Raw genomic sequence first — 23309 nt, 5'->3', positions numbered from 1 at the left:
CTTTATTTCCCCCTTATCGTAGTTCCAATATTATCTCCTTGGACTACTCGTTTAATATTTCCTTCTTCCATAATAGAAAAAACAACTAATGGAATATCATTATCCATACATAATGTGGAAGCAGTAGAATCCATAACTCCTAGTCCTTCATTCAGCATTTCCATATAAGATAGATTTTCATATTTTTGCGCATCTTTATTAACCTTTGGATCATCTGTATATACGCCATCTACATTATTCTTAGCCATAAGGATTACTTCAGCTTCGATTTCAGCTGCGCGTAAAGCAGCAGTAGTATCAGTTGAAAAGAAAGGATTTCCTGTACCGGCAGCAAAAATGACAACACGTTTTTTCTCCAAATGACGAATTGCTTTTCTCCTTATGTATGGCTCAGCCACTTGTCGCATTTCGATTGATGTCTGTACTCTAGTAGGTATACCCATATTTTCCAGTCCATCTTGAAGTGCTAGAGAATTCATAATTGTTGCTAACATTCCCATATAGTCAGCAGTAGCACGATCCATACCCATTTCACTACCAACCTTGCCTCGCCAGATATTTCCACCACCTACGACGATTGCGATCTCAACATCTAACTCGGCAACTTCTTTCACTTGATTAGCGATAGACTGAATAATTTTAGGTTCAATGCCATATCCTTGTTCGCCACTTAAAGCTTCTCCACTTAATTTAAGTACGATTCTACGGTAACGAGCTGTTGTCATAATAACCTCCATAGAAATTTGATATTGTTTTGTAGTTTTGTTCACTTGGGGATAGATGGAGAAATAGGGAACAACTATTGTGCTCCCTATTGACCTACCATTTATTTTTTAATTTGGCTCATTACTTCATCAGCGAAGTTTTCATCACGTTTTTCCATACCTTCGCCAACTTCATATCGTACAAATGTTTGTACAGATGCGCCCTTATCCGTTACATATTTTTTCACTTTTTGATCTGGATCTTTAACGAAGCTTTGTTCTAATAAACAAATTTCTTCAAAGAATTTACCAAGGCGTCCTTCAACCATTTTATCGACAATATGTTCTGGCTTACCTTCATTTAAAGCTTGAGCTTTTAATACTTCACGCTCATGGTTTACCTCTTCATCAGATACAGCATCACGTGATACATAACGAGGGTTTACTGCTGCTACATGCATCGCAACATCTTTCGCTACTTGCTCGTCTGTTGTACCTTCTAGTAGCGTTAATACACCGATGCGGCCACCCATATGCAAATACTCACCAAATGCGTCGTTGTCTGTTTTTGACAAGATTGTAAAACGGCGTAGCGATAATTTCTCACCAATTTTTGCAACAGCAGAATTAATGTAATTCTCTACAGTGTCTCCACTACCATCCATTTCTTGTTGCAACGCTTCTTCCAGCGTTGCAGGGTTACGATTAAGTAAATGTTTTGCTAAATCAGAAAGTAATTGTTTAAACTGATCATTCTTGGTTACGAAATCTGTTTCACAGTTAACTTCTAAAAGAACTGCTTTATTACCGTCTATTTCAATGTACGTTGAACCCTCCGCAGCAATTCGGTCAGCCTTCTTCGCTGCTTTTGAAATTCCTTTTTCACGAAGATAATCAATTGCTTTCTCAATATCTCCGTCCGTTTCTTGTAGCGCTTTTTTACAATCCATCATACCTGCGCCAGTTTTTTCACGTAATTCTTTTACCATTTTTGCAGTAATAGCCATAAAAATCCTCCTTTGGATAATCAATGTAGTATCTCGTTCTTTAAAAAAGGTGATAAAAGGCTCTTATCCTCTTATCACCCTCACCTTTCAATTGATTACTCTTGTTCTGTTTCAGAATCGGTTGCTTCCTGTTGCTCTTCTTGCACTTCTTCTGTTTCTTCCCCTTGTTTCACCTCTAAAATAGCATCTGCCATTTTTGAAGTCAAAAGTTTCACCGCACGAATAGCATCATCGTTTGCAGGAATTACATAATCAATTTCATCAGGGTCACAGTTTGTATCCACAATTCCGATAATCGGAATATTTAATTTATGCGCCTCTGCAATCGCAATTCGTTCTTTACGTGGATCAATGACAAACAATGCATCAGGTAGTTTATTCATTTCTTTAATTCCACCAAGGAATTTAACTAGGCGATCTTTTTCTTTTAATAAGTTAACAACTTCTTTTTTAGGTAACACTTCAAATGTGCCATCTTCTTCCATACGTTCGATATCTTTCAAACGATTGATACGTTTACGAATTGTTTGGAAGTTAGTAAGTGTACCACCTAACCAACGTTGGTTTACATAGTACATACCAGAACGAGTTGCCTCATCACGCACAGAGTCTTGTGCTTGTTTTTTTGTACCTACGAAAAGGATTGTACCACCATCAGCTACAACATCCTTTACATAATTGTACGCTTCATCAACCTTCTTCACTGTTTTTTGAAGATCAATGATATAAATTCCGTTACGCTCTGTAAAGATGTATTTTTTCATCTTTGGATTCCAGCGACGGGTCTGATGTCCAAAATGTACACCAGCTTCAAGTAATTGCTTCATTGAAATTGCTGACATTAAAAATTCCTCCTAAATGGTTTTTTTCCTCCGTTTAGATCATTTTTGCAAACAGACCATTTACATGGCACCACATTTACAAATCACTAAACGTGTGTATTTATTACTTGCTCAACCTACGAAGAACATAGTATTCACACCAAAAAATAATATATCATAAGCATGAAGACTTATCAAGTCAAACATATGAATTTTTTCGTATTTATGTGCATAAAATTAATGCTATGCATGCTTACCAGCCATTTTGATAATCAATTCAGCCTCCGTCTTTCCACAATTTAATTGCCGAGCAATTTCTGTAATAGATAACCCTTTGCTATACAGATGTAATATCCTTGCTTGTAAAGAGGCTTCTACTTGATCATCCTCGTGAACCTCTGGCTCGTATTCGGAATGAGCTTGCTGTATTTCTCCAGCCCTTTTAGAATCCTGTGTGGCAGAAGCCTCAGATACCTCTTTGGACTTTCTATCTCTATGTGTAGTTAACTGATTTATCAATCTGTCATTTTCCTCTTTCAATTCTTCTAGATAGTTGTCGAGGAGAGAATTTATTTCTTCAGAACTTATTTGGTTTGGCTGATTTGGCTGCCTTACCTGTTTTAATAATTGATAAATAGCAGCAAAGGCAATAATATGTAACAAAAAGCTGATAATTAATAAAAACGATGTCATCGAATCCCTCTTTTATCCATTAAAATCTACACGTTTTCCTAAATAAGGATGACGCCATTCTTTTCGTTCTCGCTCTTTTTCTTCATCTTTTGCTTGAATAGAAGCGTTCAATCTTTTTTGATCTTGTTGCTGTTTCCATTTTAATTGCTGAAGATCCTTTGACCCCATTACTCGTTTCCGTTTTAGCTCTTCTTGTTGTAGCTGTGTTTGGGCAAGTGATGTTTGGAAATTCTCATTTTGTTTTAGCATTTGCTCTTGCATTTTACCTGCATCCTGAGAACGAGGAATAGCAACTTGTAATTCTATCGATTTCCAACCCATAAAATCTACACCCCTTACGGCTATTCGAATAATGGATAAATAACAATCTCATTATCTACTAAATGCATTTTCACAAAATGTTGATTGTCTTTGATAATTCGTCGATATTTCCCAAATGCAACGATTACATTCGAAAAAATATAATTTCTTACAATTAATTCTGCATAATGTTCACTACCTATACTGGAGTTGAGTTTATCAAGTTGCAATGTTACTTCTTCAAGTTGTTCATTCGTTTTGTTCCATGAATTCTTTTGACGAAGTAGGGTGATGCGGAGCTTTGGATTTTGCTCAATATCTCTTTGCTTTATTTTTTCGCCTAATATTCTTAATTTCGACAGCGTATCTTCTAATTCCTTTTTTTTCTCTTGTAACTGCCTTTCCTTCGTTTCAATGGATTTATCTACACCGAATATAATCTCTGTTTCCGTGCTAAGACGATTACCAATGTCCTTTGCTTCTATCGATTTACCTGCAGAAAGGGCACCTCCTATAATGTTCCCTTTTTGACAGAAAACATGACCCTTGACCGTACAGTTACTATGTAGAATGGAGTTTTCTACATATAAATCTTGTCCAGCAACAGCGATGCCTTGATTAATATAGCCAATTTTAATGGATTCGTCCGCTCTTATAGTTCCTTTTGCTTGGCCAGCCAAGCCCTCTGATACATAAACAGAACCTCCAGCAATCACCGTAGCCGCCTCAACCATACCAAATATTTTAACATCACCTTTTGCCTTGACTGTATATCCAGTGGGAACATCTCCATGAATAATAATGGTTCCTACAAAATCAAGATTTCCATTTTTCATGGATAATGTTTCTTCTACTTCAAATACAGGCTGAATTTGGATCCACTTGTCGACCTTACTTAATTGCCCCTCAGATGCAGCATAAAAGGATTGATCTTCCTCCCGATATACAACATTTTTCCCGGCCTTTACAACCGCTGGTCTTCCAGGTCGAGCGGCAATTTTTGTACCATCAATCGTATACCCACATTCACCTTCGGATGGGTCATACAGCTCTGCAATTTTTTCCCCTTTTCTCACAGTAGGAATCCGCATAACATCCCTGAAATTCCAATTACGATCACGAACGATATCTGTTGTAAAATCAGAGATATATTGCAAAACCCCATCTTTACCATGTTTCACTTGCTTCCCTTTTGCAACCGTTATTGGAAAGGTTATTTCCGACAAATTACTAGAAAGTTGAGATATTGATTCCTCCATGACTCCATATAAAATTCGATGATCTCGTAAGAATTGACGAATTTCCTCATCCGAAATACTACTAATTTCTCTCTCTATTTGTTCTTTCGTATCTAACTGTGCGACCATCTTATCCTTAGAAATAGTTACTTGAAAGATATCATCTAATTGACCCACTTGTATTTCCTCCTTTTACTTCCACATCATCCCGTTATATGGATTTTAAAAAGTGAGGAGAAAAGATATATCGAATGATTGCTAATGTTGTATTCCATTCATTATGCATTTTGCTTACTTCAATTGTAATAGCAGTTATCAAAGCAATTGATATTCTTTTACATACCCGACTCTTCAAATCTTCACTTTGTATAAACACCCTTTATGAAAAGGATTGTATTTTTTTTAAGGTAGATCGAAGTTTGACTATCGATTTTTTGTGTATTTGTGATATTCGTGAAGTAGTTAAGCCTAGTACTTGTCCAATTTCTGTTAATGTTAGCTCCTCGTGATAAAACAAACTAATTACCATTTGTTCATTTTCATTTAAAGCCTTTATTCCTTCTTTAAGTTCATCTTTTAATTCATTGTTTATCATATGATCTTCTGGTGCGACTGTTTTATCATCAGGGATAGAGTAGCCAATCCCCTCTTTTAACTTCATCTTCTGGTCACTTGGCTTATCTTCTATAGACAATATATTAGCAAAAAGTGAGTCACACATTGCACTCTCCACCTCTTTCACTGTCATGCCGATGTTGTCTGCTATTTCTTCGGTAGTTGGCTTTCTTTGGTTTTTTTGCTCTATTTGGTTTGACACCTGCTCAATTTTCTTCGTTTTATCTCGTAAAGAGCGGGGCAACCAATCTTCCCTTCGTAATCCATCCATTATCGCACCTTTAATCCGAAATGATGCATACGTATCGAATTTTAGATCTCTGCTCGGATCGAATTTCTTTAGTGCATCATATAGTCCCATTAAGCCAAAGCTCTTAACATCCCCTCTATTGACATTGCTCGGCAAGTTACTTGCAATTCTCTCCACATGAAAACTTACAAGATACATATATTTATCAATAAGTTGATTTGCTGCATCCATGTTATTATAAACTAACCAGTCATCCCACAGCTTCTCTTCATGAGGAGATTCATTCACTATCATTATATACACCCCTTTTATTACGATCTGCTCTGATCTATTCTAAATAAAGGTTTCTTCTCTATTAATTTTTCTGATTTTTAGCTTACTGGTTTCTGGATCAAATTCTATTGTTCTACCAGTATTTCCTCCCACATCTTGAGCAACTACTGGAATATTACAATCCTTTAGCTTATCTAAAACTGCCTCTACATTTCGAGGGCCAATTCGCATCATATCGGAACCAGAAGCAAATTGAAACATTTGCGCACCACCAGCAATTTTTGCTTTTAATTTATGTTTATTAGCTCCACAATCTATCATTTTTGTAATTAATTTTGGGATGGCTGTGTCTGCATATTTATACGGATTGTATTGCTTCTGTCTGGCCAATTGAGAATTTGGAAGCAGGATATGAGCCAATCCCGAAACCTTTTCCGTTTCATCATAAATTACTACTCCTACACACGATCCTAATCCAGATGTTCTAATTTTCATAGGAGGAGTTACAACATTTAAATCTGCAATACCTACTTTGATGATCGACGCTGTTTTATTCATATCCATTTATTCCTAACGCTTGAAATAACTTTGGGAATGAGTCTGGATCAGGAATAAAGAGAAAATGACCTTCTATACTATGAGATAGATGCGAGGGATTCATCTTCGTATTGATAATGATTGCATAATCCGTAACTTGTGATAGTTCAATAAGTCCTGCCGTTAAAATCGCTCCTGCCATATCTATGCTGAGATACGGAACAGATGGCTGCATATTTACTTGTGTGAAATCTGATAGAGCAGATAGGTATGCACCAGTAACAATATTTCCGGTTTCTTTAAGTACAGAAATAGCTAGTTCATTATCAGAAGAAGCAAGTAAATTCATTGCTTGATCTCCTGTTATTTCTCTAACTAATGCTTCAGCCCTCTCAGTTGATAGGATAAAATAAACGGTTCCTGGTGCAACGCCCTGTATTCGGAATAAAAGTGCAACAATAACTTCATCTGGCCCCCCCAGCAACTCCATCATTTCGTCATAGCTTACAACGTTTACGGAAGGAACTTCCATATCTATTTTTCTATTTAGTAATTTAGACATGGAAGTTGCCGCATTTCCTGCTCCAATATTTCCAATTTCTCGCAAAACATCTCGCTGTATGGTCGTGAGTTTTGTATAGTCCATGAACGATTATCCTTCGACAGATTTTAATTCATGAATTTCATCTTCGGTTAATACTTTTTGCAAATTAAGAAGGATTAATAGACGATCATCTAATTTTGCTACCCCTTCTATATAATCCGCATCAACCGTACCAATAACTTCAGGTGCAGGTTCAATCTCATTTTCTGGAATATCAATCACATCATTTGCAGCATCTACTACGAGACCAACTTCCATATCATCTACGAAAACAATAATAATTCTGGTTGAATCAGAAAATGCTGTTTCCTTCATCCCAAAACGTAATCGTAAATCAATAACAGGCGTAACCACTCCTCTTAAATTTATGACACCTTTCACAAAGTCAGCTGTTTGTGGCACTCTTGTAATTGGAATCATCTTTTCAATAGATCCCACCTGCTGCACAGAGACAGCGAACTCTTCATCCTCTAATTGAAATACAATTACTTTCCTATTCATTAACGTTTCATTTTCCATTTTTTTCTCCTCCAATTATCATTTTTATATAACTAATGCATTACTATCTACGATTAAAGCTACTTCCCCATCACCTAGTATCGTTGCTCCAGAAATAGCAAATGTATTTGATAAATAACTGCCTAAGGATTTTAAAACTACCTCCTGTTGTCCTATAAAGGCATCAACAACGAGTCCTGTCATTTTATTCCCTTTTTTAACAATGACAACCGATATATATTCATTATCTATTACATTATCATCTGCTGGAACAGTAAAAATATCATTGAGAAATGCTAATGGAACCACTTTCCCTCTAAAATCAATTACTTTTGTATTATGTGCATGCATGATATCATCCCGATGAATAATTGCCGTTTCAATAATGGATGACAATGGAATAGCGTATTTTTCATTTTGTAATTCGATAAGCAATACGGAAATAATGGATAACGTTAAAGGTAATTGTATAGAAAAGATAGACCCTTGATCTTTCTTAGCATCAATCGAAATCCTTCCACCTAATGATTCAATTGTATTTTTAACAACGTCTAGACCTACACCTCTTCCGGATATATCTGAAACCGTATCTGCAGTAGAAAAACCACTTGCCATAATCAATTCGAATATCTGCTGATCTGACAATAATTCGGATTGACTATCATTAACAACACCATTTGCGATAGCTTTCTTTAATACTTTTTCTTTATTTATACCAGCACCATCATCTTCAATTTCGATGAAAACGTGATTGCCACTGTGATAAGCTTCGAGTTTAATCGTTCCGTGTTCAGACTTTCCTTTTTTTAACCGTTCGTCTGGAGATTCAATACCATGATCAATTGCATTCCGTATTAAGTGAACGAGCGGATCACCTATTTCATCTATTACGGTTCGATCTAGTTCCGTTTCTGCCCCAATAATCTCAATTTCCACATTTTTATTTAGATCCCTTGCTAGTTGGCGAATCATACGAGGGAACCTATTAAACACTTGCTCTATTGGCACCATCCGCATCGTTAAAATGATGGATTGTAAATCACTAGACACGCGAGACATATGCTCTACGGTCTCCTGTAAATCTCCATGGTTTAAGTCTAGAGAAATTTGTTCTAATCTGCCTCGATCGACGACAAGCTCCTCGAATAAATTCATCAGGACATCAAGTCGGTCAATATTAACTCGTATCGTCTTGTTTGCTGAAGTTTTAGCAGAATTTTGCTGCTTTTTGTCCTTATTGGACTTCGTTTCTTGGGTCTGCTGTTCATCCCTTGCTTTATCATTGCTTTGTTGATCAGCTTTATACGTGCTTGCTGAGAAAGTATGAACTTCTACTTGTTCAATTTCTGAAACTTTTTCTATATTTGTTGAAATTTTTTCTTTAGAATGTTCTGATATGAATATTACTGTAAAACTAGTATCAAATTGTTCTTCTTCTAATTCATTTACAGATGGCTCAGATTTAACGATTTCTCCCAATTTCTCTAAAACCTCAAAGACCATAAATACTCTTGCACCTTTTAAGAGACAGTCTTCTCTTAAAGTCACGTTAATCTCATAATTGGAATATCCACGGTCTGATGATTCACTTAGTATCGTAAGTTCAAACTCATCTAAACCCTGAACATGTTGTAGCTGAGTCGCTTCTTGTTGCTGGGTTGTGCTATCTGCTTCTTTCATCTGTACAGCCGAAACAGAATTCCCGCTTTCGATAGCCTGCAATTGTTCAACAGCTTGAGAAACATCTCTCGTGCCATCGCCACCACTCGAAATGTCTTCTACCATTTCATTTAAATGGTCCACTGCTGCGAATAAAATATCCATCATTTCGACGTTAACAGTAACCTTCTCATACTTGATTGCATCAAATACATTTTCTAGTTTATGGGTTAAATTTGCTAAATCACTAAAACCCATTGTTGCTGACATTCCCTTTAATGTATGAGCAGCTCGAAAAATCTCTTCAATGATTTTCTTTTCATTAGGGTTTTTCTCTAAGGCTAAAAGCTGATTATACAAAACTTCTAAATGCTCATTACTTTCATCAATAAAAACTCCTAAATACTCTGTTGTATCCACATTAAAGCCCTCCACCTATAATAATTTTGTTATAAAGTCGCTTATGTCACTTAACACCACTTCTTTAGTAACGAGATTTGTTCGCACCGCTGCTTTGGGCATGCCATAAACAACAGCTGATTCTTCTGATTCAGCGATAACAACGGTATCCTTATCCCCTGCCTTTAGAGCTTTGATACCATTACTACCATCGCTCCCCATCCCAGTAAGCACGACTGCCAGCTTATTAACATGCTTTACATTGGCAAGTGAAGTAAATAACACATCCACCGATGGTCTATGTCCATTAACTGCTTTTTCCTTCGTTAGTTCTATTGCTACAGATGTGCCGATAGACTTTAGTTTCATATGTAAATCTCCTGGAGCAATATAAACAGTTCCGTTTTTCACTATTTCTCCATGTATCGCTTCTTTTACAGTAACCTGGGATTTTTGATTTAATCGTTCAGCAAGAGATTTCGTAAAACCTGCTGGCATATGTTGTACGATAAAAACTGGTGCTTTTATGTTTTTAGGTAATCGAGTAATAATCTGTTGAAGCGCTCTCGGTCCACCTGTTGATGTCCCGATTGCGACAATACTCTGTGCGAATTTAGTTAAAGCACGAGCATGACCAGTTGGTAAAGATGGGGGTTTTTCCTTCGCCCTCTCCTCCTGCTGCTGTAAAGGTAATCTAACCTTTGACGCCGTAATAACCTTCGATATAATTTCCTGCTTCATCGTTTCAATATCAATTGAGATGGGACCAGATGGCTTCGTAATAAAGTCTACTGCACCACTTGAAATTGCCTGTACTGTCTTGATTGTTGTATCCTCAGAGGCGGCACTTGAAAGCATAACTACTGGTATAGGATTGCTGTTCATTAATTCACGTAAAGCTGTTATCCCATCCATAATGGGCATATGAATATCTAAGGTAACAACATCTGGTTGTAATTTTTTAACTTTATTGATTCCATCTTCACCATTTCTAGCTGTTGCAATTACTTCCATACGATTATCACTTGTTAAAATGTCTGAAATCACTTTACGCATAAAAGCTGAATCGTCAATAATAATGACACGAATTTTACTCATGGCCATTTACCTTTCCGTTAAAAGCTGTTTTAGTTTACCTAAAAATGATGGCGTAGTATCTGATTGATTTACAGGCTGAACACTACAATAATTCTTTACTAACTGCTTCATTGCTCTGGCAACAGCAGAATTTTTTTTCAATAATACGTAAGGGGTTTGCCTAATGACAGCCGTGGTCACTGTTCTATCCTCAGGTAATGTACCTAATAACTTCGTTTCCACTTGTAAAAATTGAAAAATTACCTGATTGAATCGCCTTAGTGCTTCCCACCCTTCTTTTTCTGAATGACTTCGATTCATAATCACTTGCATTGGTAGCGTATCGTCATAAGAAACAATATGCTTTATCATGCTATAAGCATCTGTGATAGAGGTAGGCTCAGGTGTGGTGATCACAAAGCATTCATCAGATGCTAAGATAATTGATAAACTATCTTGTGTAATTCCTGCTCCCATATCAAAAATGATAAAATCGTAGTAATTAACTAGTTTCTTATATTGCTGAAAGAAGAAATTCCTTTTATGCTGATCGATGGAAAAAATATCACTTAATCCAGAACCAGCTGCGATATAATCCAAATCCCCTGGACCATGTTGAATAATTTCCTGAATAGATAGGTGCTCTTCAAACATATCGATAATCGTTCTTTCAACATGTAATCCTAATAAAATATCAATATTTCCCATACCTATGTCCATATCAATAACTAGCACTCTATTACGTTGTCTTACTAATTCCAATGAAAAATTTATCGTAATATTTGATTTTCCTACCCCACCCTTTCCACTAATTACAGCTATTGTCTTCGCCTGTGTAAAGTCCTGCATTGCTTTTAACTTTTTTCGAAGTCCATCTGCCTGATCATGCCTCATCCGATGACCTCATTACAAACGAAGCTAACTGTTTAGGTGATGGGTAGATTAAGTCTTCAGGCACATCTTGACCATTTGTTATATAACCAATTCCGATCTGTTTTCCAAGGGAAATATTTAGAATACTACCGAATTGACTCGTTTCATCTATCTTAGTCAAAATCACTTCTTTAATAGAAATTTCTTCAAATTGATCATATATTTCGCTGATATCTCTTGGTTTAGCCGTTAATGATAGAACTAAATACGTATCTGATTCCAGATTACTTTTTGTATCTTGTTTCATTTGTTTTACGTATTTTTCATCTCTAAAATTACGACCTGCGGTATCAACAAATATTAAATCAAATGTGTTAAATTTCTCGATTGCTTTTTGGAAATCTTCCTCCGTATAGGCTACTTCTACTGGCACATTCAATATTTTTGCATATGTTTTTAACTGCTCAACAGCTGCAATACGATACGTATCTGTAGTGATAAAAGCGATTTTTTTATGATCATTTAGCTTACTGTTTGCAGCAACTTTTGCAATTGTAGTTGTTTTTCCTACACCAGTTGGTCCAACAAAGTAAACTAATTTCTTATCATAGGATATCCCTTCGAAGGAGACCTGTTTGAGTCTATTCTCTATTTCCTGTTTGACTTCAGATATGATCGACTTGTAGCTACTACTATGTTGTTCTGCATCCTCCTGCCTATGCAAGACAGAATCAATAATGCTTGTAGCAATTTCGGTATCTACTTCTTGTTCAAGTAAATAATTATATGCTAATTGAAAATCAGCAGGGTACGTAAAATTCCCAATTGCAGAGTGATGTAGTAATTCTTTTACCTGTCTTAGCTCACGCAGTACATGTTGGTCATCTCTTTCATGATAAGCTTCATTCGATTCTACCTTTTTATTGGGCATTACTACCTTTTTCTTAGATAAATGTGGTTGCGGATCTCTTGCGGCTATTACTTCAATTTGCTGTTTTGTCAACAGACCGAGAAATCTTTTTTTCTTTACTTCCCTAGAATTTAAAATAACGGCTTCTGTACCAAGCTCTTTCCTAACTTGTTTCATCGCTTCAGGCATCGTATCAGCTACATATTTTTTTACCTTCATGCAATATTCACCACCCCGACACTTTGTACTTGTACGTTGGGCTCTAGCTCATTATAGGACAATACAACAACTTGCGGTAAATATCGATCTAGTAACTGTTTGACATACATTCTTACTGCTGGAGAACAAAGCAATATCGCTGTCTCTTCCTGTATGGTCAGTTTTTCTACCTCTTCATGTAATTGGTTGATCACCCGTTGCTGAACATCAGGATCCATGGAAAGATAGCTTCCATGCTCTGTCTGTTGAATACTCTCAGCAATTGCTTTCTCTACTTTTCCAGAAAGAGTAACTACTTTTAATGCCATATCTTCGTCAGTATATTGCTTAGTTAATTGAGATGATAATGCTTGTCTTACATATTCAGCTAGTAAATCGGTATCGTTTGTTAATTTTGCAAAGTCTGCAAGTGTTTCAAATATAATAGGGAGATTACGGATTGACACTTTTTCTTTTAAAAGCTTACCTAGTACTTTTTGAATATCACCTACTGCAAGTGGCTCTGGTGTTACTTCTTCAACAAGTATTGGATAGGTTTCCTTTAAATGATCAATTAATTGCTTAGTCTCTTGTCTACCTAATAATTCATGAGCATGTTCTTTAATGATTTCCGTTAGATGTGTGGATACAACAGAAGGTGGATCTACTACCGTATAACCGGATAACTCTGCTTCATCCTTTAAATCTTCGTTGATCCACTTTGCAGGTAGGCCAAAAGCTGGCTCTTTTGTATCTATACCATCAATTTCGTCATCTTCCATATCTGGAGCCATTGCTAAATAATGATCAAGCAATAATTCACCAGAAGCTACTTCATTTCCTTTTACTTTTAAACGATATTCATTCGGGTTAAGCTGGATATTATCGCGAATTCGAACTACTGGAATAACAATTCCTAGCTCAATTGCAAGCTGCCTTCGAATCATAACAATTCGATCGAGTAAATCGCCACCTTGGTTCGCGTCAGCCAGCGGTATAAGAGAATAACCAAACTCAAATTCGATAGGGTCCATATTTAATAAATGTACAACATTTTCAGGCGATTTCATTGCAGCACTTTCCGTTTCATCTTCCTCTTCCTCACTTGGTTCATAGACTACTTCTGTCTGCTTTAATAACAAATACCCACTTAAAGCTAGTAAACTAGCAATGATTGTAGTAAGAAAAAAGTTGATGGGTGTTAACCCTAATAAGAACACTGTTCCTGCTGCAATAAATAGCAGCTTCGGGTATTGGAGTAGCTGTCCAGTAACATCTGTACCTAAATTACCTGTTCCTGCTGTTCTTGTTACTACGATTCCTGTTGCGGTTGATATGAGTAAAGCTGGTATCTGACTAACTAATCCATCACCTACAGTCAATCGCATAAACGTATTGATCGCTTCTTGAAACGACATGTCCATCTGTACCATACCAATAACGAGACCAAAAATAATATTGATTAGTACAATGATAATACCCGCAATAGCATCGCCTTTTACGAATTTACTTGCACCATCCATGGAACCGTGAAAATCTGCTTCCTTTTCTATTTTTTCTCGTCTTTCTTTAGCTTGTTGTTCCGATATTAAACCTGCGTTCAAATCTGCATCTATGCTCATCTGTTTACCTGGCATCGCATCTAAAGTAAATCTAGCCGCCACCTCAGAAACACGCTCAGAACCTTTAGTGATTACAAGAAATTGGATAATAACTAAAATAACAAATACAACAAAACCTACTAGTGGATTCCCCCCAATTACAAAGGAACCAAATGTATCAACAACCCCACCAGCATCTGCTTCGGATAAGATCGACCTTGTTGTAGATACATTCAATCCTAGGCGAAATAAGGTTAATAACAAAAGAAGTGTAGGAAAGACTGAAAACTGTAATGCCTCTTGTGTATTCATCGAAACTAAGATTACAATTAGTGCTAATGAAATATTACCTAATATCAATACACTTAACAGCCATCCTGGTAACGGGACAATCAACATAATAATAATTAAAATAACGCCTAAAAGAACGGATAGATCTCTTGCTTTCATTGGGGTCTCTCCTTATTGCTTAAACTTTTTTCTCCAGCTTATATACATAAGCCAAAATTTCTGCTACCGCCTGAAAGAATTCTTCAGGAATTACATCCCCTATTTCAACTGCTCCATATAGAGATCGTGCTAAGGGACGATTCTCAACCGTCATTACTTCATTTGTACGAGCTATTTCTTTAATCTTCAACGCCACCTCATCAATCCCTTTAGCTAAAATATATGGCGCTTCAGCTTTTGCCTCATCATATTTAATAGCAATTGCAAAGTGGGTCGGGTTCGTAATGACTACATCTGCATTGGGCACCTCGCTCATCATTCTGCGTGTAGCCATTTGTCTTTGCTTTTCTTTAATTTTCGACTTTATAAGTGGGTCACCTTCAATGTTCTTATATTCATCCTTAACGTCTTGCTTTGACATTTTCATGTTTTTCTCATAGTCATAACGTTGATAAGCATAATCAAAAACGGCCAAAAATAATAATACGATTATTGCTGTTATTCCCATGACCATCGTAACCTGCCCAAAAAAACCAAGTGCATTGTCTACTGTTTTAAAGGACAGCATCATCATATCGTCCTTATATATCCATATCACTGTAAATGTCACAGCGCCAATACAGACAATTTTCAATAATGACTTAAGAAGTTCAACTAATGCACGTAATGAAAATATACGCTTCGCTCCTTGAATTGGATCGATTTTTTTTAAATCAAACTTTAATGGCTCTGTTGTAAACAAAAAGCCAATTTGTAAAAAGTTTGAAGCGAAGCCAGCTACAATAGCAATTATCATAAGTGGTGCGAGCATTTTTGATACTTCCATCGCTGCTCCTGAAAATACTTTATGTACTGTCTCTTCCGTTACATCCCAATGAATAAACTCTGTAAAAGTATGCTCATATAACCTCATCATACTATTCTTCATGGAATCGCCGAACACAAAGAGAATGATAAAAGCGAATAAAAGTAGAAAAGCTGTATTAACATCCTGACTTTTGGCTACCTTTCCTTTTTTTCGCTCATCCTGCCTTTTCTTCGGGGTAGCTTTTTCTGTCTTTTCACCAGCAAAGAATTGTAAATCGAGTTTCAATTGCAAGTTAAGCACCTCCGAACAATTGCATTAGGCTGCGGATTGTAGCAAATAAAATTTCAAACAAGTTCTTCACTAAAACAACATATAAACTCATAAAAAATAACAAGGCAACAAAGCTCACTAAAATTTTCAATGGTAATCCTACTACAAAAACATTTAACTGAGGCACAGTTCTAGCTATAATACCTAAGGCAACGTCAACAAGAAATAAACAACCTACAATTGGAATTGCAATTTGAAATGCAATAAGGAACATTTTATTAAATGTATCAATGACAAATGTAACTATATTTTCATTTTGAAATGGGATAAAAGCATCTATTGGTATAAATTGGTAGCTATTTACAATCCCATCTATTAAAATATGATGACCATTTACCGATAATAAAAAGAGTAAAGCAATAATATAGAAGTACTGTCCTGTTAATGGACTCTGAGCACCAGTTTGCGGATCAATAACATTGGCTATTGCGAACCCCATCTGAAAATCGATAAATCCGCCTGCAATTTGAACAGCAGATAAGATAATATAGGCTATTAATCCGATAAAAAGTCCTACCAAAGCTTCTTTTACGATTAATAACAGATACATTTCATCTACTGGTATGGAAGGTGCATTCACTGTGTAAAACATTAGAAAAGCCAAGAAGAAACTGAATCCTAGCTTAAACGGTCTCGGAATTGTTCGATAAGAGAACAACGGCATTGTAGCAAAAAAAGCTACTACTCTTACAAGAATTAACAAAAATACAGGGATACTATTAACATTAATTATTTCTAGCATACAATTACCCTACAAACTGATTTATATTTTTAAACAATTCGGATGTGAATTCTACCATTTCTGTAAGCATCCAAGGCCCAAAGAATACAAGACCAACCAGTACTGCCACAATCTTGGGAATAAACGCCAACGTTTGTTCCTGTATCTGTGTTGTAGCTTGAAAGATACTTACCAGTAATCCAACAGCCAAAGCTAATAATAGCAAAGGACCTGTAACTAATAGAATGGTATAAACACCTTTTTCTGCCAAAGTTAATACGAACTCACTGCTCATGGGAGCAAAGCCTCCTTAATGCTGAATACAACTCGCAGTATGACTTTAGTTGCAACATTCCAAAGTGGTTTCCAGCATGCTCTAATCTAATTATGAAACATTTCATGAATACCACCTACCAGTCCATCCTAAGATTAGAATCCATCCAACAGTGAGTGGGTAATTAAATACCAGCCATCTACAAGAACAAATAATAGAATTTTAAAAGGTAAAGAAATCATTACTGGGGGAAGCATCATCATCCCCATCGACATTAATACACTGGCAACAGCCATATCAATGATTAAAAATGGAACAAATATCATAAACCCCATTTGAAATGCTGTCTTCAATTCGCTTATTGCAAATGCAGGTACTAATGTTGTCAGTGGAATGTCCTGAACAGTTTCAGGACGTTCCAATTCTGCATAATTCATAAAAAGCGCTAAATCTTTCTGACGCGTATGCTCCGCCATAAAATCCTTTATGGGTATACTCGCTTGATCATACGCTTCATCTAACGTAATCTCTTCGGCAAATAATGGTTCTAATGCTTCGTCATACACCTCATTGAAAACTGGAGCCATAATGAAAAACGTTAAAAATAACGCAAGTCCAATTAGTACTTGATTTGGTGGCATTTGCTGTGTCGCCAATGACGTACGAACAAATGACAACACAATAATTATTCTAGTAAAGCTCGTCATCAAAATTAATATACTTGGTGCTAGTGACAATACAGTTAATAGAAGAATTAATTTAACTGATGTTGAGATATTTGCCGGATCGGAACTGGAAAACATATCGATAAATTCATTCATTCTGATCTTCCTTTTGTTTATACTGTTGGATCAATTGGGTTCTATTTTTTTTTAGTTTATCCAGCTCGTTCACAAAATGACCTTTAAAATTCTGTTTCGAATGTATAGAATCTGAATTGGTAGTTTCTTTTGTGGTTACCCGTTGGACGAGAGTTGATAATGGACTATTGGCATCGGTTGTATTTCTTTTCAACAAATCTTCCATTAATGCTTCATCGTCAATCTCTTGAAGCATTTCTACATTATCTCCAACCCCAATAAGATAGAACTTGCTACCAACACGAATAATTTGAATTGACTTGTTTTGCCCAACAGAAATACCGCCAAGGTTTTCTAGTGACTTCACTTGATTAAACAAGGCATTTTTCTTCTTTAAAAATTTTAACAGTAAATAGATCAGCCCCAATATGAGTGCTAAAGCAAAAAATAGCTTTATAAAATTAACCCAAAGTGGTTCTGTATCTTCTTCCGTCGATAAGAGTGTTGATTTCTCCGTGTCTCCATCTTCCGTCGATGACTCTGCTGGTTGCTCGCAATCAGCATTTTTCTCTAAACAATCAGTAACAGATTTGGTTGCTGCATCTACTTTTATGGAAACAGTAAATGAAAATAGAATAATAGTCAGTAGAATGCAAAACCGTAACGATTTATTCAATAGTATTCACTCACTTTTTAGTTCAATGCCTTTTGAATTGCTTCTAAAACACGATCCGCCTGAAATGGTTTAACGATAAAATCTTTAGCTCCTGCTTGGATCGCATCAATAACCATTGCTTGCTGCCCCATTGCAGAGCACATAATTATTTTCGCTTCAGGATGACTAGCTTGAATTTCCTTTAATGCTGAAATCCCATCTTTTTCAGGCATGGTTATATCCATCGTCACAAGATCTGGCATAAGCTCATTATATTTTTCTACCGCCTGTGCACCATCTTGTGCTTCACCTACTACCTCAAACCCATTTTTAGTTAAAATATCTTTAATCATCATTCGCATGAAAGCTGCATCATCAACAATTAGAATACGGTGTGCCATTCGTAAATCCTCCTATGTATAATAAGATATTATTTTAATTTCATTATTCTATCTGATTGACTAAGTATGTCCGTAACACGAACGCCAAAGTTTTCATCAATAACAACTACTTCTCCAGTAGCAATTAGTTTTTCATTTACTAATATATCGACAGGCTCTCCTGCTAACTTGTCTAATTCAATAATTGAACCAGAAGACAAATCCAAAATATCCTTAATTGTTCGTTTTGTCCTCCCAAGCTCTACAGTTACCTTAAGCGGGATATCCAAAAGCATATCTAGATTCCGTTGCTCGGTATTATTTAATGCAACCTGGTCAAAGTTGGAAAAATCAGCCTTTTGCACTGATTTATGTGCTGAAACAGCATTACCTAAGTATTGCGGTTCCTCTCTTACCTCCTCAGATGAGACGGATTGACTTTGCTTATTTGTAGACATAGGCACCTCCACCTGCTCAAGCGCTACAGCTGATTCTTGTTCCGCTGGTTCACTATTTAATAACTGATCAACCAAATTTTTTGCGAATTGAATTGGCATGAGCTGCATGATATTAGAATCTATTAAATTACCAACCTTTAATTGGAAGGAAACTTTAACAAAAGGATTCTCATCAAGTACTGCTTCTGACTGATTGTCTGGATTTTCTAGATGAATCGTTGGTGGTGATATATCTACCTTCTTATTAAAGACCGTTGACATACTAGTTGCTGCAGCACCCATCATCTGATTCATTGCCTCTTGTACTGCACTTAAGTGAATTTCATTTAATTCTTCTGATGGTTTTGTACCGTCTCCACCAAGCATGATATCGGAAATGATGGCAGCATCCTCGGCCTTGATCACAAACACATTTCTACCCGTAAACCCTTCTATATAGTTAACCTGAACGCTTACTGGTTCAAATGTAAAGGCCTCTAATTCCTTTTGTTCCATGACAGAAACTTTCGGTGTTGTTATTTCTACCTTTTGATTTAATAATGTCGATAAAGTCGTAGCAGAGCTTCCAAATGAAATATTGCCAATTTCTCCCAACGTATCCTCTTCAATTGTTGATAGATGATCATTGGTAGGGTTTTTTTCTACTTCTTCATCTTCATCAGAACTAACTTTTAATAATGCATCTATTTCATCTTGAGAAAGCATCCCGTCATTCGCCATGTTCGTTCCCCCCTTTAAATTCTTCCATTATTTGAACAGACATTTTATTTTTATATTTACCAGGCTGTACATAGAATTTTGGCGCATCATTTACCGCCAATATTAGCGGGCTTTCTATTGTATTATCCAACCCGATAACATCATCTTTATTTAAGTTCAGAAATTGCTCAATTGAAATTGTAGATTCTCCTAATAGTGCTTTTACTTCAATTTGTGCTTGTTGTAAGTTCTTTGTTAACTTTTCATATGCATCTACGTCTCTTTCTTTACTAGATGTTTGCATCCAGTAATGTACCGAAAGCTTTGAAATAATTGGTTCAAGCACAATATGAGGTATACAAATATTAATCATGCCACTTTCTTCACCAATTGTTGTATTCAGTGAAACAACCACAACCGTTTCATTAGGTGATACCATCTGCAAAAATTGTGGATTGACTTCAAAATCTTCTAATACTGGATCAATATCTACAATGGTAGCCCACGCCTCTTGAAGATTGGTAATTGCCTTTTCAAATAACTGTGTCATTAGAATTGTTTCGATTTCCGTTAAGTTTTCTACTTTATTAACTCCACTTCCCATACCGCCCAATGTTCGATCAAGCATGGCATAAGCAATATTTGGGTTAACTTCCATTACTAGTCTACCTTCTAAGGGTTCGACACTATATGTATTAAGAATAGTCATTTTTGGAACAGAACGAATAAATTCTTCATAAGGAATCTGATCCACTGACGCAACAGTAATATTGATGTACGTCCTTAATTGTGCTGAAAAAAAGGTAGTTAATAGTCGTGCATAATTTTCATGAATTCGCGATATACTGCGGATTTGATCCTTGGAAAATCGTAATGCTCGTTTAAAATCATATACTCGAACTTTCTTTTCTTTATCTTCTTTTTTTAATTCCTCCGCATCCATTTCACCTGAAGTAATTGCGGATAATAGGGCATCAATCTCATTTTGAGAAAGAACTTCATCTACCAAGTATATTCACCTCCATCGTGGAGTCCTAAATAAATTATTTATTGTAAGATTTTGCTTATCGTATATACATCTGTGATTTTTCCAGTTGTCATTACTTCATTTAACTTTGTTTTAACAACTTCTTCTAAATCACCTAAGCCACTCTTGAAATCTTCTTCCTGCATTGTAGCCAATTCTTTGATTAAAATGTTTTTTAATTGAAAATCCCGCTTACTAATTTCTTCTTTAGCTTCCTTCCTATTCGTAATCACTTGAAACTGAATACGAACAAAACTTCCATCCTCTAAATCTGTTGTTATTTCAGGTGTTTCATAAGAAAATTCTTCGATCTTATCAATAGATGCTGCAGATCCCTTTTGATCATCCGCGTTCATATTCCATACCACTACAAATGCAGCTATTCCCACAATCGCCAATACCGCCAATGAAGAGATCATTGTTTTCATTAAACTACTCATCGTCTTTCTTTACCTCCCTTTGTGCTCTTTGTATACCAATTTGTTGATAATAGGCCATTACTAATTGAAGTACTTCCGCATGAGAGTTTTTTACTACTAATTTCTTACCATTTGTTAAGGTGATCGTTGTATCTGGAAATTCTTGAACCTGTTCAATCAGGATCGCATTTAAAGTAAATGGTTCGCCATTTAATCGAGTTAAAGAAATCATTATTTAGGCGGGAGTGTGTTTATCACACTCCCTACCCCCTTACTATCGTTTTAGATTTACTAGTTCCTGGAGTATTTCATCTGATGTTGTTATTATTCGAGTATTCGCTTGGAAACCACGTTGTGCTGTAATCATTTCCGTGAATTCTTCCGATAAATCAACGTTTGACATTTCGAGTGCGCCACTTACAATCGACGCTGTACCATCTGTTTCAGGAGTAACAATTCCATTTAACCCGGCATTTTCCGTATTTAAGAAAAGATTACTTCCCGCTTTTTCTAAACCTGCTGGATTAGCAAAGCTTGCTAAACCGATTTGACCAGCGGTCTCTGTGTCCCCATCTTCATTTGTATAAGTTACGGTACCATCTGATTCAATACTAAAGCTTTTTGCATCGTCTGGAATATTTATCTTTTCGTTATTAACATCTTGTAAATACAATCCATCTGAATTAACAATGTCACCATTCGTATCCAAGTAAAAATTACCTGCCCGCGTGTAATACGTCGTTCCATTACCTTCTAAAACGAACATTCCATCTCCCTCTAAAGCAAGATCTAATGCTCTAGTAGTTGATTGCCTAAACCCTTGTGAATGGATGTTGTCAATTGAACCGAGTTGCGAACCTAAACCTACCTGAGCTGGGTTTACACCACCGCGACCAGCAGTTGGTCCTTGAGCACCAGAAGTAGTCTGACTCATCATGTCTTGGAAAGTTACTCTTCCTTTTTTAAATCCAGATGTATTTACATTAGCAATATTATTACCTATTACATCTAGCTTTGTTTGGAATCCTTTCATGCCTGATATTCCTGCATACATTGAACGTAACATAGTTCATTTCCCCTTTTTGGTTATCAATTTATTGGCTGCTTCTATCATTCAACAGCTGATGGCCTCCCTAAAAAGGGTCCAGCCTTATTTCTCAATCAAAATCGTTCCATTAATATTCGTAAATATCCGACTTGTGGCTTCTTTTCGATCCATCGCAGTAACAACTGTATTGTTTTTCGTACTTATAAGTAATGCTGCATTATCCAAAACAACAAGCGAGTCAGTAATTCCTTTTTGCTTTGCCTCCGCCATTTTGCTTTCAATGACTTGCCATTGGTGCTTATCGATATGAATATTTCGTTCCTGTAAACGCTCCGTAGCATGTTTACTAACTTTGAGCTCTTTTAAGCCCAATTCAGATGTTAATAAATCCTTAAAGCTCGCCCTGTTTACTTGGTTATTTGGATGTTTAGCACCAGGAATCTGTAAAGCCTGCTGGGGCAACTGATGAATCCGGTGATCTATATTATTCACTTTCTTCATCCTCCGGATTTTCTGGATCAGTTGGATCCTCTCCATTATTTTCACTACTATCTGGATTACTTACTTGAATAGCTGCATCTGCATAGATCTTTTCCCCATTTTCTAACTCTAAAATTGCCCAACCATCCTTTTGACTAACAGCTATTACTTTACTTGTTTCGATATCTAGCTTTTCACCAGTTTCTTCATCATAAGCTTGGTAGGTTACTTCTTTTCCAATCATATGGCTATATTTAATTACTGGTGAGACAAGCTGACTTTGTACGAGTGTATCGATGGAATTAGTCATATTCATCATTTGCTCTAATGAACTGAACTCCGCCATTTGCGAGATAAATTCTCGATCATCCATCGGATTTGTTGGATCCTGACTTTGTAATTGTGTCATTAATATTTTCAAAAATTCATCCTTACCTAATTCAGGGCTTGGCGATCTACTAGGTTGATTAGACAAGTATAATGATGGATCTATCTTTGTCATA

28 protein-coding genes are annotated in these 23309 nt (G+C 36.2%); all 28 read right to left on the bottom strand.

Annotated features, from left to right (window positions below; translation table 11 throughout):
- Positions 1–2 precede the first annotated feature (2 nt).
- Positions 3–725 (bottom strand): UMP kinase, encoded by a 723-nt coding sequence (gene pyrH, locus RVS70_RS06850; RefSeq protein WP_026680924.1) that lies wholly within the window; start codon positions 723–725, stop codon positions 3–5.
- A gap of 101 nt (positions 726–826) precedes the next feature.
- On the bottom strand, positions 827–1711 hold the full coding sequence (gene tsf / locus RVS70_RS06845) for a translation elongation factor Ts (protein WP_321132770.1): 885 nt from the start codon (positions 1709–1711) through the stop codon (positions 827–829).
- A gap of 95 nt (positions 1712–1806) precedes the next feature.
- Positions 1807–2553, bottom strand: coding sequence for a 30S ribosomal protein S2 (rpsB, locus tag RVS70_RS06840; protein ID WP_026680922.1), 747 nt, complete (start codon positions 2551–2553; stop codon positions 1807–1809).
- A gap of 222 nt (positions 2554–2775) precedes the next feature.
- Positions 2776–3225 (bottom strand): DUF6115 domain-containing protein, encoded by a 450-nt coding sequence (locus tag RVS70_RS06835; RefSeq protein ID WP_026680921.1) that lies wholly within the window; start codon positions 3223–3225, stop codon positions 2776–2778.
- A 12-nt stretch (positions 3226–3237) separates the two neighbouring features.
- Positions 3238–3546, bottom strand: a complete 309-nt coding sequence (locus RVS70_RS06830) for a hypothetical protein (protein ID WP_026680920.1) — start codon at positions 3544–3546, stop codon at positions 3238–3240.
- 20 nt (positions 3547–3566) lie between these two features.
- Positions 3567–4940 (bottom strand): DUF342 domain-containing protein, encoded by a 1374-nt coding sequence (locus tag RVS70_RS06825; protein ID WP_205388602.1) that lies wholly within the window; start codon positions 4938–4940, stop codon positions 3567–3569.
- A 202-nt stretch (positions 4941–5142) separates the two neighbouring features.
- On the bottom strand, positions 5143–5922 hold the full coding sequence (locus tag RVS70_RS06820; protein WP_321132769.1) for a FliA/WhiG family RNA polymerase sigma factor: 780 nt from the start codon (positions 5920–5922) through the stop codon (positions 5143–5145).
- A 39-nt stretch (positions 5923–5961) separates the two neighbouring features.
- Positions 5962–6459 (bottom strand): chemotaxis protein CheD, encoded by a 498-nt coding sequence (locus tag RVS70_RS06815; RefSeq protein WP_026680917.1) that lies wholly within the window; start codon positions 6457–6459, stop codon positions 5962–5964.
- Positions 6452–7084 carry a chemotaxis protein CheC gene (locus RVS70_RS06810; RefSeq protein WP_026680916.1) on the bottom strand — a complete coding sequence of 211 codons (633 nt, stop codon included), beginning with the start codon at positions 7082–7084 and terminating at the stop codon, positions 6452–6454. The genes RVS70_RS06815 and RVS70_RS06810 overlap by 8 nt, the downstream gene beginning before the upstream one ends.
- Before the next feature lie 6 nt (positions 7085–7090).
- Entirely contained in the window at positions 7091–7561 is a 471-nt protein-coding gene (locus tag RVS70_RS06805) for a chemotaxis protein CheW (protein ID WP_026680915.1), read from the bottom strand.
- Positions 7562–7585: 24 nt separating this feature from the next.
- The gene (locus RVS70_RS06800; protein WP_026680914.1) at positions 7586–9619 is read right to left on the bottom strand and encodes a chemotaxis protein CheA; all 2034 of its coding nucleotides are present in this window, start codon (positions 9617–9619) and stop codon (positions 7586–7588) included.
- Positions 9620–9634: 15 nt separating this feature from the next.
- Entirely contained in the window at positions 9635–10696 is a 1062-nt protein-coding gene (locus RVS70_RS06795) for a protein-glutamate methylesterase/protein-glutamine glutaminase (RefSeq protein WP_026680913.1), read from the bottom strand.
- A gap of 6 nt (positions 10697–10702) precedes the next feature.
- Positions 10703–11569, bottom strand: coding sequence for a MinD/ParA family protein (locus tag RVS70_RS06790; RefSeq protein WP_026680912.1), 867 nt, complete (start codon positions 11567–11569; stop codon positions 10703–10705).
- On the bottom strand, positions 11559–12677 hold the full coding sequence (flhF, locus tag RVS70_RS06785) for a flagellar biosynthesis protein FlhF (RefSeq protein WP_121605220.1): 1119 nt from the start codon (positions 12675–12677) through the stop codon (positions 11559–11561). Before flhF ends, RVS70_RS06790 begins: the two co-directional genes overlap by 11 nt.
- The gene (gene flhA / locus RVS70_RS06780) at positions 12674–14707 is read right to left on the bottom strand and encodes a flagellar biosynthesis protein FlhA (protein ID WP_026680910.1); all 2034 of its coding nucleotides are present in this window, start codon (positions 14705–14707) and stop codon (positions 12674–12676) included. The genes flhF and flhA overlap by 4 nt, the downstream gene beginning before the upstream one ends.
- A 19-nt stretch (positions 14708–14726) precedes the next feature.
- A complete protein-coding gene (gene flhB / locus RVS70_RS06775; protein WP_121605221.1) occupies positions 14727–15806 on the bottom strand; it encodes a flagellar biosynthesis protein FlhB in 1080 nt (359 codons plus the stop codon).
- A gap of 1 nt (position 15807) precedes the next feature.
- A complete protein-coding gene (fliR, locus tag RVS70_RS06770) occupies positions 15808–16587 on the bottom strand; it encodes a flagellar biosynthetic protein FliR (RefSeq protein ID WP_026680908.1) in 780 nt (259 codons plus the stop codon).
- Between the two features lie 4 nt (positions 16588–16591).
- The gene (fliQ, locus tag RVS70_RS06765) at positions 16592–16861 is read right to left on the bottom strand and encodes a flagellar biosynthesis protein FliQ (protein WP_026680907.1); all 270 of its coding nucleotides are present in this window, start codon (positions 16859–16861) and stop codon (positions 16592–16594) included.
- A 134-nt stretch (positions 16862–16995) separates the two neighbouring features.
- Positions 16996–17661: a flagellar type III secretion system pore protein FliP gene (fliP, locus tag RVS70_RS06760; RefSeq protein WP_026680906.1), complete on the bottom strand. Its 666-nt coding sequence runs from the start codon at positions 17659–17661 to the stop codon at positions 16996–16998.
- On the bottom strand, positions 17654–18316 hold the full coding sequence (locus RVS70_RS06755) for a flagellar biosynthetic protein FliO (protein ID WP_162986421.1): 663 nt from the start codon (positions 18314–18316) through the stop codon (positions 17654–17656). The genes fliP and RVS70_RS06755 overlap by 8 nt, the downstream gene beginning before the upstream one ends.
- Positions 18317–18333: 17 nt before the next feature.
- Positions 18334–18696 carry a response regulator gene (locus tag RVS70_RS06750; protein WP_026680904.1) on the bottom strand — a complete coding sequence of 121 codons (363 nt, stop codon included), beginning with the start codon at positions 18694–18696 and terminating at the stop codon, positions 18334–18336.
- 29 nt (positions 18697–18725) lie between these two features.
- Positions 18726–19853, bottom strand: a complete 1128-nt coding sequence (gene fliY, locus RVS70_RS06745) for a flagellar motor switch phosphatase FliY (protein WP_026680903.1) — start codon at positions 19851–19853, stop codon at positions 18726–18728.
- Positions 19843–20841: a flagellar motor switch protein FliM gene (gene fliM, locus RVS70_RS06740; protein ID WP_026680902.1), complete on the bottom strand. Its 999-nt coding sequence runs from the start codon at positions 20839–20841 to the stop codon at positions 19843–19845. Before fliM ends, fliY begins: the two co-directional genes overlap by 11 nt.
- A 38-nt stretch (positions 20842–20879) precedes the next feature.
- Positions 20880–21299 (bottom strand): flagellar basal body-associated protein FliL, encoded by a 420-nt coding sequence (fliL, locus tag RVS70_RS06735; RefSeq protein WP_026680901.1) that lies wholly within the window; start codon positions 21297–21299, stop codon positions 20880–20882.
- Positions 21292–21510 carry a flagellar FlbD family protein gene (locus tag RVS70_RS06730; protein ID WP_026680900.1) on the bottom strand — a complete coding sequence of 73 codons (219 nt, stop codon included), beginning with the start codon at positions 21508–21510 and terminating at the stop codon, positions 21292–21294. Before RVS70_RS06730 ends, fliL begins: the two co-directional genes overlap by 8 nt.
- Before the next feature lie 42 nt (positions 21511–21552).
- Complete coding sequence (gene flgG, locus RVS70_RS06725; protein ID WP_121605223.1) at positions 21553–22344, bottom strand: flagellar basal body rod protein FlgG; 792 nt, start codon at positions 22342–22344, stop codon at positions 21553–21555.
- A gap of 84 nt (positions 22345–22428) precedes the next feature.
- Complete coding sequence (locus RVS70_RS06720; RefSeq protein WP_121605905.1) at positions 22429–22809, bottom strand: TIGR02530 family flagellar biosynthesis protein; 381 nt, start codon at positions 22807–22809, stop codon at positions 22429–22431.
- Between the two features lies 1 nt (position 22810).
- Positions 22811–23308 (bottom strand): flagellar hook assembly protein FlgD, encoded by a 498-nt coding sequence (gene flgD / locus RVS70_RS06715; RefSeq protein WP_026680897.1) that lies wholly within the window; start codon positions 23306–23308, stop codon positions 22811–22813.
- Position 23309: the final 1 nt, after the last annotated feature.

The sequence above is a fragment of the Virgibacillus sp. M23 genome, assembly GCF_034190895.1.
Taxonomy (GTDB): Bacteria; Bacillota; Bacilli; order Bacillales; family Amphibacillaceae; genus Virgibacillus; species Virgibacillus salarius.
Note: the sequence above shows the minus strand (reverse complement) of the source record. Positions and strands in the feature narration are given on the sequence as shown.